This window comes from Zunongwangia sp. SCSIO 43204, from assembly GCF_019904275.1.
Classification (GTDB): Bacteria; Bacteroidota; Bacteroidia; order Flavobacteriales; family Flavobacteriaceae; genus Zunongwangia; species Zunongwangia mangrovi.
The window spans coordinates 610,784-627,845 of record NZ_CP063204.1 but is presented as its reverse complement, the minus strand read 5'-3'; the positions used below and the strand labels follow the sequence as shown (position 1 = coordinate 627,845).

The window sequence follows — 17,062 nt, the reverse complement described above, 5'->3', positions numbered from 1 at the left end:
ACAGCATCTAAAAAATGACTCTTGCTAAGCAGGTTGCTAACTATGGGTTAAGCACCCACTTTACAGGGTGCTTAGCCGGGAGCTGTTTTTTTCAGCCTTTCCTTCGCTTTTAATTTGCTCCAAGATTTTACATGAACTGAATATCATAACATGAAAAAAAGCTCTAAAAGATTTACCATTTCTACAGAAGCAAAAAACTCACACGGATTTCGTGTGCGTACTGAAGGTGTGGATCTAACTGACTTTAGAAAGAACCCTCTTTTATTATGGATGCACCAGCGTCCCAAAGGTGAACGATCGGATGAAATACTGCCACTGGGATACTGGGCAGATATAGAAGTGAAAGATGGTAAAATTACCGGAGTTCCGATGTTCGATGAATCAGATCCATTCGCCATGAAGATCTACAATAAAGTAGAAAATGGAACCATCAAAATGGCAAGTGCAGGATTGAAACCAGGGACATTTAAAACAGAAGGTGCCGATAAATGGCTATGGAATAGTAGCATTCAGGAAGGCAGTTTATGTGACATCGGATCTAATAAAGAAGCTTTAGGAGTAGCCTTATATAATGAGGAAAATGAACTGGTAAAGCTTGCAGATTTTGAACAGACTTTTAAAACTAAATCGAATACCATGAAATCACTTGAATTACCTGCGGACGCTGTATTGCCGCTACTTAAATTAAATGAAGGAGCCAATGCTGCAGATGCGCATGAGGCAATTCTTAAACTGGTAACAACCTCAAATAACCAGGCAATCGAAATCGTAAACCTTAAACAAGAGAAAACCGATCTAAAAAAGGAGTTGGATGATCTTAAGAAAGCTGATGAAAGTACTAAGATTACAGCCTTAGTAGACAAAGCCGTAGAAGATCGTAAGATCACAGCCGATCAAAAAGCCAGTATGATCAAACTTGCCGAGTCAAACTACGATAGTGCAAAATCATATTTAGAGAGCTTAACGCCTGCTCCAACCGTAGCAAGCCAAACCGGTAAAGGAGGCGATGCTGCAAAAGAGCTAATGAAACTTAGCTGGCAGGAACTTGATGCACAAGGAAAACTTATCCAGCTTAAGGAAGAGAATTTCGAAGGCTTTAAAGAGAAGTTTAAGGAGGAATTTAAAACAGAGTATAAATAACCCAAATCATCACGTAAGCCAGGAACATCACCTGCATTCATTATTCAAAAAACGAACATTTACAATCATGAAACAATTTAAGCCTTTACATTTAATCTTGAACGCATTTATTGTGTTTCTTATAGCTACGGCATTTTTTGCCCCTACTTTGGAGCTAGCAGCAGCTTCCTTTGCAATTGGAGCAATCACCGGTACCGCCTTAAAATTTATCCCTGAAAATAAAAAGCTTGCTTTTATGGCAATCCAGGTGCAGATCTGGGAGAACCATATCGAACAGGAGATTTTTAAGGATAATACCTTTCTTAGAATGTCGCACAATGCAGATGATAATGTAATCAATAGCCGTGCGGTTCATATTCCACAGTCTGGAGGTAGCGGAAATGTTGTAAAAAACAGGACAAACCTACCTGCAAGCGTTAGAAAGCGAAATGATACCGATGTAATTTATTTACTGGACGAATACACTACAGATCCAGTATTTATTCCTAACGCCGATACCAAAGAGCTGTCTTACGATAAAAGAAACTCAGCTTTAGGTGAAGACCGTGATAAAATTGTAGAAACGGTTGCTGAGGAAACAATTTACAACTGGTTACATTCTCCCGTATTCGAAAGTTATGGGGCAACTTCACTACCTGCAGGTAACGTTCTTCAAACTACCGGGGCTGAAGTTATCGCAACTGCTCCAGGAGCAACAGGAAACCGTAAGGCTGCAAGTATTGCAGATCTACAAAGAATGCAAACCTATTTCCGCCAAAATAAAAGATGGTTTGAAGGTCAGATGTACTGTCTTTTAAGTCCTGCAGACTTAGCAACGATGTTCCCTGCTGATAGCGTTTTGACCGCTACTTATATGCAAAATGTAACTGAAAAAGAGCGTCGTGAAGGTGTGATTTTAAAAGCTCAGGGCTGGAATATTATGACCAGAAACTCGGTTGCCTATGTAGCGGATGACGGAACTATTAAAGCTCCGGGAGCTGTAGGTGCAGCAACAGATGATGAAGCTTCTATGTTCTGGTATAAAGATGCCGTAGAATTTGCGATGGGCGGCGTTGAAGCTTTCGAGAACTTAAGAGATCCACAGTACTATGGTGATATCTATTCTTTCCTGGTACGATCTGGAGGAAGAGCAAGAAGAGCCGGTTACGAAGGAATCGCGCTTTTAAAACAAGCTAAAACTGCATAACAATAAATAGTAGTGGATTGGCGGTGGCTGCCCCGTAAGGCAGTCGCCGCCTTAATAAAAATACACGATGCCAGAACTATTACAAAATATACTCAGTTTTCTTGGCGGTGGTGTTTTGCTTGGAGTTTTAACCTGGATCATCAGCAATAGAAAAGATAAGCGAGACGGCTTACAACTGGTCATTGACAATTTTACTGAAGATAATAGGCGGCTTCGTTCTGAAATGGCTGAGCTAAAAAAAGACCTTGAGAAAGAAAAAGGTGAGCGTAACCATATTGAACTGCAGCTTAGAAATGAGGTAATGCAGCTACGCAATAAGCTTTTGATTATGGAAAGTGCACATCTTGATCTCCCGGTACCGCAATGGTTAAAGGATGTCGACGGAACGATGCTCGCAATCAATAAAGCTTATGAAGATCAGTTTCTTGAACCTCTTGGAAAAGAAGCTTCAGATTATATCGGTAAAACAGATAGAGATGTTTGGGAGAAGGCAACTGCAGAAGTTTTTGCTGCTAATGATCGAATTGTAACCCGTTCAAAAAAACCTTACCAAACCCAGGAAACAATCAATTTGGGTAAACATCTGGAGGTTTGGGAGATCTTAAAATATCCACGGTTTTCAGGAAATACACTAATAGGAATTGGCGGCATTGCTTTTAAGCGAATAAAGGACAAAACAACATCAGCACAAACATAATGGTACGAAGTCAAGATTGCATACAGAAATACGGAGTTCCAAATAATACGATGGAATATGCACACCTTACGATGTGGAATGTTCCTGATTGGATTATTAGCGAAATCCCAACCATACCTAAAAGAATCTACTGTAACAAAGATCTTATAAAGCCTTTGGAACAAGCATTTGCCGCTGTAATTGCCAATTGCTTAACACAGGAAATTATAAGCTGGGATGGTTGTTTCAATATCCGTAAACAGCGAGGCTATAATACGTGGTCTTTACATGCCTGGGCGATCGCTATTGATATTAATGCAGCAAGAAATCCTTTAGGACAAGTTCCGGTAATGAGTCCGGCTTTAGTAAAGTGTTTTACTGATAATGGATTTGATTGGGGCGGAACCTGGTCACGACCAGATGGAATGCATTTTCAATTAAGCAGGATCTAATGAAGACAATTTTATACATATTGATCGCATTCTTGATAATTGGTTGCTGCGGATCTAAACGTCCGATTGTAGAATCGGTTTCTACCATCGATAGTACAACAGTAACTAAATCGGTAAGATTGCGAGATACCATTGTAAGAACCCCTTATTATAAAATCGGTGTTTTTAAGCCTATTAAAGACCTGGTAAATTCAAAGGATCCAATCACCTCGAACAAAGGTAATGCAACTGTAAGCCTTTGGGCAGAAAATGATACCATCTATGCCACTGCAGAGTGTGATTCTCTTGAAATTCAATTGCAATTAAGGGATAGCATCATTAACACATTGCACCAGCGATTAACCGAGAAGAACTCGGTGCAACCAGTTAAATACATACCCTGGACAGTTAAAGCCTTAGCCTGGATTGGTGGGATTGCTGTCTTTATTACTGTAGCCTTTGTGGCGTACAAAATCTTTAAACCAAAATTTTTGTAAACATGACAAATAAAGAAGTAGCGAACCACGTATTCGCCAGAAATCCAAAAATCGATAAGGTATATGTGACCAGCGACAAGCAGGCTTTTCTTGAGGAACATCAAGCTGAAGGACATGCGCAACGTCTTAAAGACCAAAAAGTAGAGCCATTTAGTAAAAATGCTGAAGAGGCTGAGGAGAAACTGAAGTCCAAAGTGAAAAAGCTTAAAACGAAATCCACCGATATCCTTGACGGGAATGTTTCTGAAGTAGCCGATAAGGTTAAAACCATCGGTACCGTTGAAGAGCTTAATACACTTGCCGAGCGTGAGAAAGCTGGTGATGATCGTAAAGGCGTGAAAGAAGCGATTGATAAGCGTATCGCTGAGCTTTCTGAAGACAACAACAACGACCAGGGCGAAACCGGAACTGGTGACGACAATAACGAAAACAACGATAACACCAAGTAAACATGGGAAAATACAAATTTGGCTACAAAAGCCTTAAGATAAGTGATATCGATCCGGCAACAGGATTAGCTGCAGATGGTACCGCTTACGAATTAAAAGAAGACGTTTATCGTGATTCTTTTAATATCGTGGAAGAGGAAGGAACGGTGACCGATGAGTATAGCGAGATGGATCCAGATCCAAAAATCAGCTTTACTGAGCAGGGAAAAACCAACCTTACGCTTTCGATTATGGATACTACGGTTGAAACCTTAAAACTATTAAAAGGTGGTGAAGTGGTGATTGCCGATGGCAAAAAGACCTGGAGTAAGCCAAGAACCAATGTACAGATCGAAAAGTATATCGAGATGGAAACGGCAGACGGGCAAACCATTATTGTTCCAAGAGGGAAATTAATGGCTCGTTATAACAACGAAGTACGTCGTAACGGTATTGCTTTACTGGATGTAACTATTACCGTTTTGGTTCCTGAAGTAGAAGATCTTGCTCCAATCGACTTTGTAGAGGTAGATCCTAATTATGTAGCACCATAATGAAAAAAGAGCAGGAAAACCAGGCAACTGAACGTCTGGCAGCTGAAACTATTCTGCAAAGGGGCGTCAAGTGTAAAATTGCCGCCCCTTTTTTCCTACGATGGGTTGGGAAAAAGACGATCACCATAAAATTGGGTAGTCCATACCAGGGAACAATGTTCCGCGTGGCTTCGTATTATCTAAGCACCGGGATTAAGGATCATAAGCTGGAGGAAATCAATACCGAGGAAGCTGTTGCGCTTATGAGTATTCACGGTAAGGCGATCTCAAAAGCCGTTGCCTGTGCTGTGTTAAACGGTTATTGGAAAGGGAAACTGTTTACTAAACCTTTCGCCTGGTATCTGCGCTGGCATTGTAATCCTCGTGAGCTGTTTGCCCTTATCGCCGCCTTGTTAATTTATGGAGGTACATCGGATTTTATGAATACTACCAGATCGGTACGGCAGATGAAGATCACCGCACCAAATCTGGGTCAAAACGAAAAGGGGAGTTAATACAAACAGGAATGCATAGCCCCTGGGGAATGCTTTATCAGTTGGTTCACGAGACCGGCTGGAGTTGGCATACCATTCTATGGAAAGTAACCAGGGCAAATTTGCTCCTGATGATGGCAGACCGTAGCAATTTTAAACACACTGAACTGGATGATTCTGTACAGGGTTCTGTAGAGGATTTAAAACGAATAAAGCAAAATGCCCGAAAAGTTTGAGCCGATAGATATTGAATTCTTAATCAATTCGCCCGAGGTAAAAATCGAAGCGAAAAAGGTTAAGGATAATATTAAGGGAATAGCCGATACTGCTGATGCCGCCAAAAAGAAGGTAAACACCAATGGCGGTATTGCGGCTCCTTTGGCAGCTGCAGGGAATGCTGCAGAAACTGCCGGGGCTAAAGCTGCAGCTGCAGCACCTAAATGGAACGGACTGGGCAATTCCATTAACCAAATTACCAGAGAACTTCCGGCATTTACCTATTCGGCGCAGACTGGTTTCCTCGCGATCTCCAATAACCTTCCAATCCTGGCAGATGAGATTAGCCGTATCAAACGCGAAAATGATGCGCTTATAAAATCAGGAAAACAAGGCGTACCGGTTTGGAAACAAATTACCAAAAGTCTTTTTAGCTGGAATACCGCGCTATCTCTAGCCGTTACCCTAATCACCATTTATGGTAAAGAGATTGGTGCATTTATAGCAGATTTATTCCGCGGTAAAGAAGCTATAGATCAACAAAAGAAATCTTTAGAAGCACTAAATAAAGCTTACGAGAGTAGCGAATTTCAAAGAGCCATAAAAGAGCTGAGCGAATTACGTATCAACCTGGACTTAGCCAAACAGGGAATGGCTGATAAAAAGACGGTTGTCGATGATTATAACAAATCCATAGGTAAAACTGCAGCAAAAGCAAAAACCCTGGATGAAGTTGAGCAGGGATTGGTTAAAAATGCCGATGCTTACATCGAGATGACGCTTAAAAAAGCAGCTGCAAACCTGGCATTAGAAGATGCTGCTCAAAAAGCTATGGAAGCTGCCAAAAATGAGCGTAAAGAAGCTGAGGAATTTGCCAATGCGGCTGATAAAACTTCCAGTAACATTGCCGCTACCGGAGGTCTATCGGGTAGTATGTACGGCGTAGGTACTTTTAATCTTAACGAATATACCAAAGGTGTTAAGGAAGCTGGTGAGAAGCGGAAAAAAGTTCAACAAGATCAATTAGAGGAAGAAAAGAAAACCTTAGAAGAAATTGCCCAGGAGTTTTTAGAAGATGCTGCAAAAGCCGCTAAAAAGATGGGAGGATATTACAATGGTGGTAATGAAGATGAAGACGATAATGGTAAGAAACTTATCAGTCAACGTAAAAAGTTACTTGAAAAGATTGCAGATCTGGATCGTGAATACGCACGTAAGCAATTAGACCGTGATGCTGAAGAGATCCAGGCATTGCGTGATAAGTTTACAAAAGTTCGAGAACTGATCCAGGAGTTTAATGATGATCCAAAAAATAAGGATGCCAAAATCGATATTTCGGCATTGGGTGTTATAGAAAATAATGCCGAAAAGGATTTGCGCTATCGACAAGAAACTCGATCGCTTAGAGAAGAGCTTTCCAAACAGCAAGACATCTATAAAGAGATCGAAGATTTTAAGACCAGGTTTGGTATCGAGAAAGCTAAAGAGCGCTATGGTGAAGAGCTGGATCAATATGAGAATTTTGCAGCTTTAATTCGCCAGAAGGTAGTGAACAATCAATCTGCATTTGATGCGGTAGAAGATGGAACTGCAAATGCCGCTCAAACAGAGCGTGTAGCTTTTTTAGAAGCAGCACGCCAGGAAGAGGTACGTATCGAACGAGAAAAATATATTGATTTACTGGAGGAATATCAATCCTACGCTGCAAAGCGAAAATTATTGATCGAGCAATTTCAGGAAGAATATGATAAACTTATTCTGGAGGGGAATTTTGAGGAAGCAGAAAATAGAAAAAAGCAGCTTCAGGAGGAACTGGATGATTTAGATGATGCTCAATTAAAACGCAAGGAATCCTATAAAGAACTATTTCAGCATATAGGAAGGCTTACAATTCAGGAAGGTAAAAAGCTAATTGAAAACGCTAAGAAGCTTCTGGAGACAGAACAAATGAGCGCTGAAACCAAAGCGCGCATATTAAAGTTAATTGCTGAAACTGAAGAAAAGATTCGGAATTTAAAATATGACGAGATCTTCAAAGCTGCTGAAGCTTTTGGAATGTTAGGACAATCCTTAACACAAATTGGAGAAGATGTTGGTAGTCCTGTTTTAAGTGGAATGGGTAGTTTTTTGACAAATGTAGCTAATGGAGCTAATGATTTAGCCGATGCAATGGAAGCCTTCGATGAAGGAGATAGTATGGGGCAGGCTCAAGCTGCCTTACAAGGAACTATGCAATTAATAGGAATGTTGACAAGTGCAGCAGCTCAGAGAAAACAAGCAGAAGAGGATTATTATAGGGCTATTGTAGGGTATCAAAATGCATATAATCAGTCATTAAATGATCAAATAAGATTGCAAAGTATCCTGGATGAAAATGTATTCATTAAAGATTATGAAGGACGAATTACTGACGCCAACAAAGCTTTAATTGAAGCAAATGAAGAGTTTTTAGATGCTCTAGATAAGCTCGAAAATGGACAAGCTAAAGCAGGTACTAGAAATGCTGTTGACTGGGGAGCTGTAGGTCAGGGTGCTGCGTCTGGAGCTGCTATTGGAGCCTCAGTTGGAGGTTTTATTGGAGCTGGTATAGGTGCAGTTGTTGGAGGTATTGCGGGGTTATTTGGTGGAAAAAAGAAAAAGACCGTTTGGCATAACTTATTAGAAGAGTTTCCAGATCTGGTTGATGAAACTAAAGAAGGTATTGACCAGCTTAATACTGATCTAGCTGATTATCTTATTCAAAATGACCTGTTGAATGAAGAGACAAAAGAAATGGTTCAAAATGCATTGGACTGGAAAGAAAGTGTTATTGAGGCTCGTGAGCAGATTAAAAATGTAATTAGTGATTTAACCGGATCTTTTAGTGGTGAACTTAGATCTGCCTTAGTTGATGCTTTTGAAAATGGTGAAGATGCCGCCGTTAGAATGGGTGATACTGTTGAAAAAGTCCTGGAGAATATAATATCTAATTTACTTTTTAACCAAATATTTAGCCAGGCTTTTGAAGATCTTGAAAAAGATATGGCAGATAGTTATGACATCGGCGGAGATAGGAACTGGGTCGATGATTTTAGCCGATTTTTTACCGAAGCTGAAGGTTTATCCAATCAATTTAATCAGGCAATGAGTGATGCCCAGGAACAGGCAAAAGCTTTCGGGTTTGACATTTTTAACCCAGACGATGATCCTGAAGATCCAAGAGGTTTACAAGGTGCGATACGGAGAGAAATGACTGAAGAAACTGCCAGTGAGTTAACCGGATTGTTTAGAGCACAGTTTGATATTACTAAGCGACACTTTCAATTGCATGAGCGTCATTTTGAACTCGAGCAACGAAATTACAATGCTACCATTTCGATTATGCAAACCTCTGCACTTATTGAGCAAAATACTGCAGCAACCGTGGTTCAATTAGCATTAGCAGTAAGTGAGCTTAAAAAGATCCAGGATAACACAAAATCAACTACCGCAAGGGATATAGGACGATAATGTATAGGTTAAATAACATACCGCTTTCTAATTTCGGGATTGTTCCCGGAAAGCTCGACGATTCTAATATCGCCGTAGCCGGAATATTGGATATGCCTGCAAGGATTGGAAAAACTTTTCATGATTGGACAGGTGAAGCCGGTGTGGAACCTTACGTTTTGCCCAGCGAAATTCGGTTTGGTGAAAGAACATTAGGTTTTACCGGTTTTATTATTGGAAATGATGCTAAAGAACAATTGCAAAGCTATTATCGGGAAATCAATTCATTCTCAGATCTTGTATTATTTGAAACGCCCTGGAGCGAACACCAGGTCTATGTAAAAAGTAAAATAGAAGCTCAGGAGCCATCTTCTAATTTTGTGAAGTTTAGAATGGAATTTGTGGAACCTGTGGTTCCGGTTCCAGATCATGAGATCACCGGAACAGATCTCAATATTCCTAATATCGATGGCATTAGTTTTAAATCTTTAAACATGGTTTTAACCGGGTTTAATGATCGTTTAAACCGTCCTGAAATTAAAGATCAACAATTCACGGCTTACCAGACTTCAGGTTACCAAATCACACCGGCGAAAGCATTAGAATTTGAAATGGAACTGGCAATGTATGGATTGAATTATGAAGATCTAAAAACGAAAATTGAACAATTACACGCTATGATGGCTGCGCCTGGTATTCGTGAGATTAGTACCGGTAGAGACAGCTTTACGGCATTTTGCCCAAGTGGTTTTTTTGTTACTCGTTTACTCATAGCAGACAATTATGCACTGGCAAAAGTAAGATTGAAATTAATGGCAACGTCTGCATCAGGCGCAAGTGCATTGGTATTAAAAGAGCTACTGGATAACCAGGATGCTCAATTTATCACAAATGAAGATCAAATTATAGAACTGTATTAAAATGGCAGAAACGATAAGATTTTGGTTAGGGATGGAATATCGGGGCGATGGATTAAAACGCCTGGATAAAATATTGGTTGGTAATTCTGATACTGAAAAGTCTGAATATATAGATCTATCAGATTTGCTTAAAGTATTCACTACAGATGACCTTAATGAATCCCAGACTAAAAAGTATATAACTCCAGAGCTATTACAAAAGCTGGAGAACTTAAGTGAAGGAAATTATACCCTTGAGCAATTAGGGCAGTATTTCTATCCTAAGAGTACGAATCCTGAAGGCTATTTAACCTCACAGAGTGAACTTGCGGCTGCAAAAATTGCAGGAACTCTAGCGGCTTCATTAATTCCGGGACTTGCCGCCAGTAAAATAACCAGCGGAACTTTTAGTGCTGCTCGTATCCCAGATCTTTCTGCCAGTAAAATAACATCCGGAGTTTTTGATCTTGCGAGGATCCCAAACATTCCCGCGAGTAAGTTAGAAGATTTCACGACTGAACTTGGAAAGTACATGCTAAAAACTGCTATAGGAGCTGCCAACGGTGTAGCCCCATTAAATGAAAATTCGCAGTTACCCGAAGCCTATATTCAAAATCTTAATGCCAATAAGATCACTTCCGGAACCTTTGCTGAAAGTTTGATTCCTTCGGTGTTTTTGAAGCTTAGCCAAATTGTTGACGATTTAACCTCGGAAGATCCAGAGGCATTATTATCAGCAAACCAGGGACGTGTGCTTAACGAAAAGATTAACGGGATTGCCGGATCCAAGTGGCTTGGGGAATTTACTTCTAAAGCAAATCTGTTAGCTGCTTACCCTGAAGGTGATGAACAATTATGGCACGAGAATCTACCCGGATGGAATGCCGATGTAGATGCAGGGGAAGATGTGGATATTGAACATTATATTTTCGATTTAAGCGATAAAGAATGGGTAAAACAATTAGGTCGAAGCAATGTTGAAACTGCGACTAGTGTACAACAAAAGTATGAGAGTAACCCGGATACTTATCGGTTAACCGAGGTCAGAAAGAATAAGGTTGATAGCCTAAAAGAATTTAATCAAATTCTCGAAAATCAATACGGAAATCATCCCGATTTCGACAATCAAAATGATCTTAATATTTGGCTACTTCAGAATATTGGAAACTCATCAGAACCACAGCCAACCGCACCAACTATGAATATTAGCAATATAACAAGCGAATCTTTCGATTACGAAGTAACAGAATAATTATGGCAACGATAATAGGAGTAAATATCTACATCGACGGAACTAAAAGAAATGAAAATCCTTTAAGTTTAACAGGAACGTTTAATGTATCTGCGTGGTTTAATCCAGGAGACAACTTAAGTGTTGAAGCGAAACTGGTTTACGATGATAATACGGAAAGTCCAAAAAGTGATGTGCAGGCGATAACACTAGCTGAACAAATGTACCTAAGTTGGAAAACAGATGAAAGCGCTGAAAACATACCTAATGGAGGGATACAAGTAACAGATGCTGGAAACTCAAATACTGACTGGGATAACGGCGGTTATGCTACAAAAGAGATCAACGGAAACAATGAAATATTCTTCAAAGTTAGAGACAATTCCGTATTAGCTTTGGGGCTATTATCTGTATTCAAAGACATTTCAACTGAATTAATCAACACGCCTGATGTACTTATGTTAGTCAATACGGCGAATGGAGCCATGAATGTTAATGAAAACGGCCAACAAATTTACAACTCAAACGACTGGGAATTAGATGATTTGTTAAGTATTCAATTTGTCTCTGGTCAAATTAATTTTCGAAGAAATGGTGTTACTTTTTATTCAGTGAATGGCTATTCGCTACCGTTAACTCCAGTAACTGTGCTAAAGGGCGGTAACCAAAGCGCAATAAGTACAAGTTACTTCGGTAATTCAAATTTAAATTTGAGTACATTAATTTTGACCACGAAATTCCCTGTTTTTGAGTATTCTAATACTTCTTTAGATACTTTGTATTGGCCACAGGTATATTTATCTTCTGAATGGCCTGAATTTACTACTTCTAAGCCTTATTTTATACTCTATAGTACAGATCATAATAGTGATTTAGGTGGTATAGTATGGGGCGAATTCGACGGGTTTGAAAATGGTTTTATGAAGAATTTTGTGGAACGAGGCGTTGTATTCACAGGTTACCAAATCGAGACACCTTTCTTAATGCGTATACCTAACGCTGTTAGCGGCATATCCGAAGAAATATTTTTATACTGTCATACAAATACTGCTGAAGCAGGTAATAATGGTATTCAGCAAACAAGACTATATACAACAAGTGGTGGGGATGCAATTCATGAATGCACTTGGACTGATAGAGGCAGGCCTCTTGGTCTTGAGTCAGGAGAAAATCATACAGGTTATTTGACTGTCTTTCAGAGAGAGGATGGAAAATATATAGGTAACCATCAATATGATGGTTTTAATCCGGAGTTTGGGAAAATTTCGATTTCAGATGATGGTTTAAACTGGACTAGATTGCAACAATTTGATGGAACTGAAAATATGCCTGCCGGGAGCTATTTCAATCATTCCCAAATTAATCCATTTACCTACAATAGTCAACTTTATGCCTTCGTGAATCAAAAAGATGCAGATCCGGGAATTGCGCTAGTAAAATTAGACACTGATACCTATTTGCCCTCTGAATATGTATCAAAATTATTTGATGAAACAATAAGAGATTTAAGAGTATTTATTGAAAATGGTAAAGCTTATTGTATGTATAAGAAAGGAACATCAGCCGCTAATAATTATCCTTATCACAATTTTGTTTATGATTTAGAAGAAATAGATACGATAATATAAATATGAAAAACATCAATCAAAATTTAAACATCATGATCAAACAACTTTTTACAACTCGGAAATTTTATCAATTCAAGGATGGGAAATTCATTAAAATCGATCCTCTTTTTATTGCTTTTCTCTTTGCTATTATCATCGCTACTTTTGGTTTGGAAACCTCTGTTAAATATGGATTTCAATTTAGCTTAAGAGAGTTTATTTTTTTCCTTCCAATATTAGGATTAACAGGACTTTACCTTTACAAGTTTTCTAATCCAGCAATTGCGGTTGAGGATATCCCAGACGATTGGTCAAAATTAGATTATTTAAGCAGTCAGTTAAATGATCTAACTATTGAAGAGACCAAATTAAGGGATAAGCTCAATGAAAAATTTAAAGTCCATTTTGGAGTTTCTTACGATCAAGGTATCCACAAATGGTACAATCAATTTCAGCCCTGGTTAATTCCATTCAGCGTTTTCATTATCGTCATCATCTTCTAATTATAAACAATCAATCATGAAACAAACAATCATTACCATCATCATTGCTCTTTTTTCAATAGCTCTAAGCGCACAGGAAAAGCAGCCAAACGCAGTTGGAACGGTTATTCAGCTAACTGAAGAATCTGCAACGGTTCAAACTGAAACCAGGATTATTGAAATTCAAATTAATGCCATAGAAGGTAAACTTCCATTACAAAAGGAACGCGAGTACCAATTCATTTACGATATCATAGATAACGAAAGCATGATACTTAAGGCGAAACTTATCGACTATGAGCCTACTCCAAATCAATCAAAAAAGGACGTGCTTAATATGCTCCGTAAATACGACATTATAAAATGATGTACTTACGATATGCATGTTGGGTATTATTGGATTGGGTATTCTATATCCTTCAATATTTTATGTTTTTCCCAGCCTATTGGACTTATCTTTTAGGTTGGGAAGTACCTTTTGTTCATTGGTTTTTTCATACTGATAATCCTTACGGAGAACGTCATGAGAAATTTTGGAAACATTACGGACGAAAAAAATGGTGGGTTGCCTGGCGTTGGAATTGTGTACGCAACAGCCATTGGAACTTTAAAACAAAAGTTTGGATACCCAAAAAGGGGAAAATAACAGATATAGAATTTAAAAAGAAGTCGGAAGAGAACCCAAATATTAGGACGCCTTACAATTTTGCAAATCAGGGGGAATTTTTAGCTGAATATAAAATCGATCATCGAACTAGTTATTTCTTCTATGCTTCTTGCCATCCAGTCTCATATCCCTTTTTTGGAAAGCTACTTAGGCAGATCCATTGCGGCACAGATCCAAACTATCGATTTACATTAAAAATTAGACATCGAAAGCTTTAAAACAAATGCAACTCGAAATAAAGAGAAATAGCAATATCATTGCTGCTGTAGAAATCGACGAAAACACCTTATTCACCCATAAGCTTATGGGTGAGCATAAGGTGAAAGCTGATTTTATTGCTGGCTCTGCTTTACCTATTCAAATCGGCGATTATATCGAGCATCGATCTGAGCGGTTTTATATCAATACACCACCGGAAGTAGAAAAGATTAATAACTTCACATATCGCTATTTAGTAGAATTTGAAGGTGAAATCTATAAGCTTTACACGAAAATCTTTATGGATGAAGGTGTTGCGGATTTTAGCTATCACGGTACACCTGAAGATTTCCTTTTATTAATTCTTACCAATATTAATACGATCGATGCCGGTTGGCAAATTGCTAATGTAGATGAATTACCGGCTCAAACATTAATTTTTTCAGGCGACAGCTGCCGTACCGCTTTAACCAAGATTGCTGAAGCCTTTAATTTGGAGTTTCGATTGGTGCAAAGAAATATTTACTTGGAGAAAAGCGTTGGGGCTGATACTACCCTCCAGTTTGCTTATGGTCGCGGTAAAGGTTTATATCACCTTAATCGAAATAAAATAGATGACACCAATGTGGTCACCAGGGTTTATGGTTTCGGATCTCAAAAAAACATCAGTTACAAATATCGGGATGGACTTCCCCGGCTTGTTTTTGATGAACGATTTTTACAAGCTAATACAGATCTGTACGGTATAAGAGAAGGATCCATAAATTTCGATGATATTTTTCCAAATCGTACTGGAACTATAACTGCAATTGACAACGAGGATAAACTATTATTTCGAGACTCGAGTATCGAATTTGATATTAATGATCATCTTTTAGAAGGTACGACTGCAAAAGTTGTTTTTAAGACTGGAGCATTAGCCGGATATGAATTTGAAATCGAGCGGTACAGAAACAATATCAAAGAAATTAAGCTAATTCCTTTTGAAGAGCAGAACGATTATGTGTTGCCAAACGATTTAAACTTTCCAGAGGTTGGTGACGAATATACACTTGTCGATATTAGAATGCCTGATATTTATATCGTAGAAGCAGAGGCTGATCTAAAAAAAGAAACACAGCGTTATCTGGAAGAAAATAGTGTCCCTAGAGTTACTTATACGCTTGAGATCGATGAAAAATACATTCGTGAGCGCGGTATCGATTTAAGAGTCGCTAACCTGATACGAGTGATTGATGAAGCTTTAGGTATCAATAATAAAATTCGTATCGCGGAGCTCTCTTATCCGCTTGTGAACACCGATAAGGTGACTGCTACTATTGCAGATACAATACCGTACACCATTCAGGAAAAGAACATTGCTGACACTATCGATAATAATACACATATTGAAAATGTCGATCGTAAAAACACAGAATTGGCTAGACGTTCTGCATTGCGGTTTCGAAAGCTTCAGGAATTGATGTTTGATCCAGATGGATACTTTGATCCGGAAAGTATCAAACCTGGTTCTATCGAAACTTTAATGCTTAGTGTAGGTGCCAGATCTCAGAATTTTGGATTAATCGGTGTAACTATTGAAGCTAATGCAGAAAACAATCCTAACACCTTAAAAATTAGTGCTGGGCAATTAGCGCATTACCAGATCGAAATTGAAGAGCTAGGCTACGTTTGGGAAATGGATCCGAATATATTTACAGACCTTGATCCCGAAAAGCCCTATTATGTTTATGCAAAATGTTCGGCTACTGCCTTAACAGGTGTTTGGGAGGTTAGCGAAAATCCCAAAATGGTTGACGATGAAGAAGGGCATTATCTTTTTAACCTTGGTATTCTCTATCCCGTAAAGGATGGACGTCGCGATTTCGATTTCACCAATGGTATGACTTACATCAATGGAGACACGATCACCACCGGAACCATTAAAAGTTTGGACGGGCTTAACTATTTTGATTTAGCTGGCGGAAAATTTAAAATCGGTAATGAGGAAAGCAGTTTGGATTATAATGTCACTGAGCAAGGCAGATTAACCTTAAAAGGAGTTCTTGTATCTTCTTTGGTATTGGCAGATGCTGCAGCAATCGAGAACTTAACGGTTCGAAATCTTCGTACCAGGGATGAAGGTCGAAGACTTGAGATTTTGGAAAGTAAAAATAATTTAACCTTATACGATCAGCAAGGCAGGGAAGTTACCAGGATCGATGATGATATCGATTCAGATCAATCGACCGGTGATCCATTAGGTGGTATTAGATCGACCAATCCGGTTAATAGGCGAGTATCTTTTCAATCAGGGAATGGTATATTTTCAAACGGTTCGAATGTTCCATTTTTTTCTGCGACCACAGGTTTACAAACCAATGCAAGTATTGTTGGAATGCTATTCCAAAGCCAGGGCGATATAAGTGCTGGAATTGCAGGAATTAATTACAGCAATTCCGGATGGGCTGGATATTTTAATGGAGGCGTAAGAATTGAAGGTGGGAAAGGTGGCTTAGATCTTAGATCTGGCTTACACTTGAAGCCTTTGCGTATTACTGCAAATAGAAATCAATCTTTAGACGATAATTCGGTGTATGTGGCTTGTTACAACACTGCAGAAATTGAAATTCGCCTGCCGTATAATGCAAAAGAAGGAAGAATAATATATGTACGCCGAATTAATGATCGTGTTATTGTTAGAGGAAGTGGCTACAATATGGTTAGAGCTGAAGTTGAGAATAATGTGTTAATAAACCGCGGAGATCTATGGCAATTTTATTGGGATGGTGGTTACTGGTTATGTAACTATCAGGGTAGATCTTCATAATTAAAGCCCCCGGATTTTTCAGTAGTTGTCGCCAAACAAAACTAACTAAAAACGCATCAAAGCTCACCGAGGGCAGTCCCTTGAGAGATTTGATGCGTTC

17 protein-coding genes are annotated in these 17,062 nt (G+C 38.9%); all 17 read left to right on the top strand.

Annotation, left to right across the window (positions count from 1 at the left end):
* The first annotated feature begins 150 nt into the window (after positions 1 to 150).
* Positions 151 to 1,140 carry a phage protease gene (locus tag INR75_RS02835; protein WP_223090673.1) on the top strand — a complete coding sequence of 330 codons (990 nt, stop codon included), beginning with the start codon at positions 151 to 153 and terminating at the stop codon, positions 1,138 to 1,140.
* Between the two features lie 67 nt (positions 1,141 to 1,207).
* On the top strand, positions 1,208 to 2,326 hold the full coding sequence (locus tag INR75_RS02830) for a hypothetical protein (protein ID WP_255584618.1): 1,119 nt from the start codon (positions 1,208 to 1,210) through the stop codon (positions 2,324 to 2,326).
* 67 nt (positions 2,327 to 2,393) lie between these two features.
* Positions 2,394 to 3,023, top strand: a complete 630-nt coding sequence (locus tag INR75_RS02825) for a PAS domain-containing protein (protein WP_223090672.1) — start codon at positions 2,394 to 2,396, stop codon at positions 3,021 to 3,023.
* Positions 3,023 to 3,454: a M15 family metallopeptidase gene (locus INR75_RS02820; RefSeq protein ID WP_223090671.1), complete on the top strand. Its 432-nt coding sequence runs from the start codon at positions 3,023 to 3,025 to the stop codon at positions 3,452 to 3,454. The genes INR75_RS02825 and INR75_RS02820 overlap by 1 nt, the downstream gene beginning before the upstream one ends.
* Positions 3,454 to 3,930, top strand: coding sequence for a hypothetical protein (locus tag INR75_RS02815; RefSeq protein WP_223090670.1), 477 nt, complete (start codon positions 3,454 to 3,456; stop codon positions 3,928 to 3,930). Before INR75_RS02820 ends, INR75_RS02815 begins: the two co-directional genes overlap by 1 nt.
* A 2-nt stretch (positions 3,931 to 3,932) precedes the next feature.
* A complete protein-coding gene (locus INR75_RS02810) occupies positions 3,933 to 4,379 on the top strand; it encodes a hypothetical protein (protein WP_223090669.1) in 447 nt (148 codons plus the stop codon).
* 2 nt (positions 4,380 to 4,381) lie between these two features.
* A complete protein-coding gene (locus INR75_RS02805) occupies positions 4,382 to 4,912 on the top strand; it encodes a hypothetical protein (protein ID WP_223090668.1) in 531 nt (176 codons plus the stop codon).
* Positions 4,912 to 5,406 (top strand): hypothetical protein, encoded by a 495-nt coding sequence (locus tag INR75_RS02800; protein ID WP_223090667.1) that lies wholly within the window; start codon positions 4,912 to 4,914, stop codon positions 5,404 to 5,406. Before INR75_RS02805 ends, INR75_RS02800 begins: the two co-directional genes overlap by 1 nt.
* 11 nt (positions 5,407 to 5,417) lie before the next feature.
* Complete coding sequence (locus INR75_RS02795) at positions 5,418 to 5,621, top strand: hypothetical protein (RefSeq protein ID WP_223090666.1); 204 nt, start codon at positions 5,418 to 5,420, stop codon at positions 5,619 to 5,621.
* A complete protein-coding gene (locus tag INR75_RS02790; RefSeq protein WP_223090665.1) occupies positions 5,605 to 9,090 on the top strand; it encodes a hypothetical protein in 3,486 nt (1,161 codons plus the stop codon). The genes INR75_RS02795 and INR75_RS02790 overlap by 17 nt, the downstream gene beginning before the upstream one ends.
* Entirely contained in the window at positions 9,090 to 9,989 is a 900-nt protein-coding gene (locus INR75_RS02785) for a hypothetical protein (protein ID WP_223090664.1), read from the top strand. Before INR75_RS02790 ends, INR75_RS02785 begins: the two co-directional genes overlap by 1 nt.
* A gap of 1 nt (position 9,990) precedes the next feature.
* On the top strand, positions 9,991 to 11,220 hold the full coding sequence (locus tag INR75_RS02780) for a hypothetical protein (RefSeq protein ID WP_223090663.1): 1,230 nt from the start codon (positions 9,991 to 9,993) through the stop codon (positions 11,218 to 11,220).
* A 2-nt stretch (positions 11,221 to 11,222) separates the two neighbouring features.
* Positions 11,223 to 12,827 (top strand): hypothetical protein, encoded by a 1,605-nt coding sequence (locus INR75_RS02775; protein ID WP_223090662.1) that lies wholly within the window; start codon positions 11,223 to 11,225, stop codon positions 12,825 to 12,827.
* Between the two features lie 32 nt (positions 12,828 to 12,859).
* Entirely contained in the window at positions 12,860 to 13,309 is a 450-nt protein-coding gene (locus INR75_RS02770; RefSeq protein ID WP_223090661.1) for a hypothetical protein, read from the top strand.
* 16 nt (positions 13,310 to 13,325) lie between these two features.
* Positions 13,326 to 13,655, top strand: a complete 330-nt coding sequence (locus INR75_RS02765) for a hypothetical protein (protein ID WP_223090660.1) — start codon at positions 13,326 to 13,328, stop codon at positions 13,653 to 13,655.
* Entirely contained in the window at positions 13,652 to 14,173 is a 522-nt protein-coding gene (locus INR75_RS02760) for a hypothetical protein (RefSeq protein ID WP_223090659.1), read from the top strand. Before INR75_RS02765 ends, INR75_RS02760 begins: the two co-directional genes overlap by 4 nt.
* 5 nt (positions 14,174 to 14,178) lie before the next feature.
* Positions 14,179 to 16,962, top strand: a complete 2,784-nt coding sequence (locus tag INR75_RS02755) for a phage tail protein (RefSeq protein WP_223090658.1) — start codon at positions 14,179 to 14,181, stop codon at positions 16,960 to 16,962.
* Positions 16,963 to 17,062: the final 100 nt, after the last annotated feature.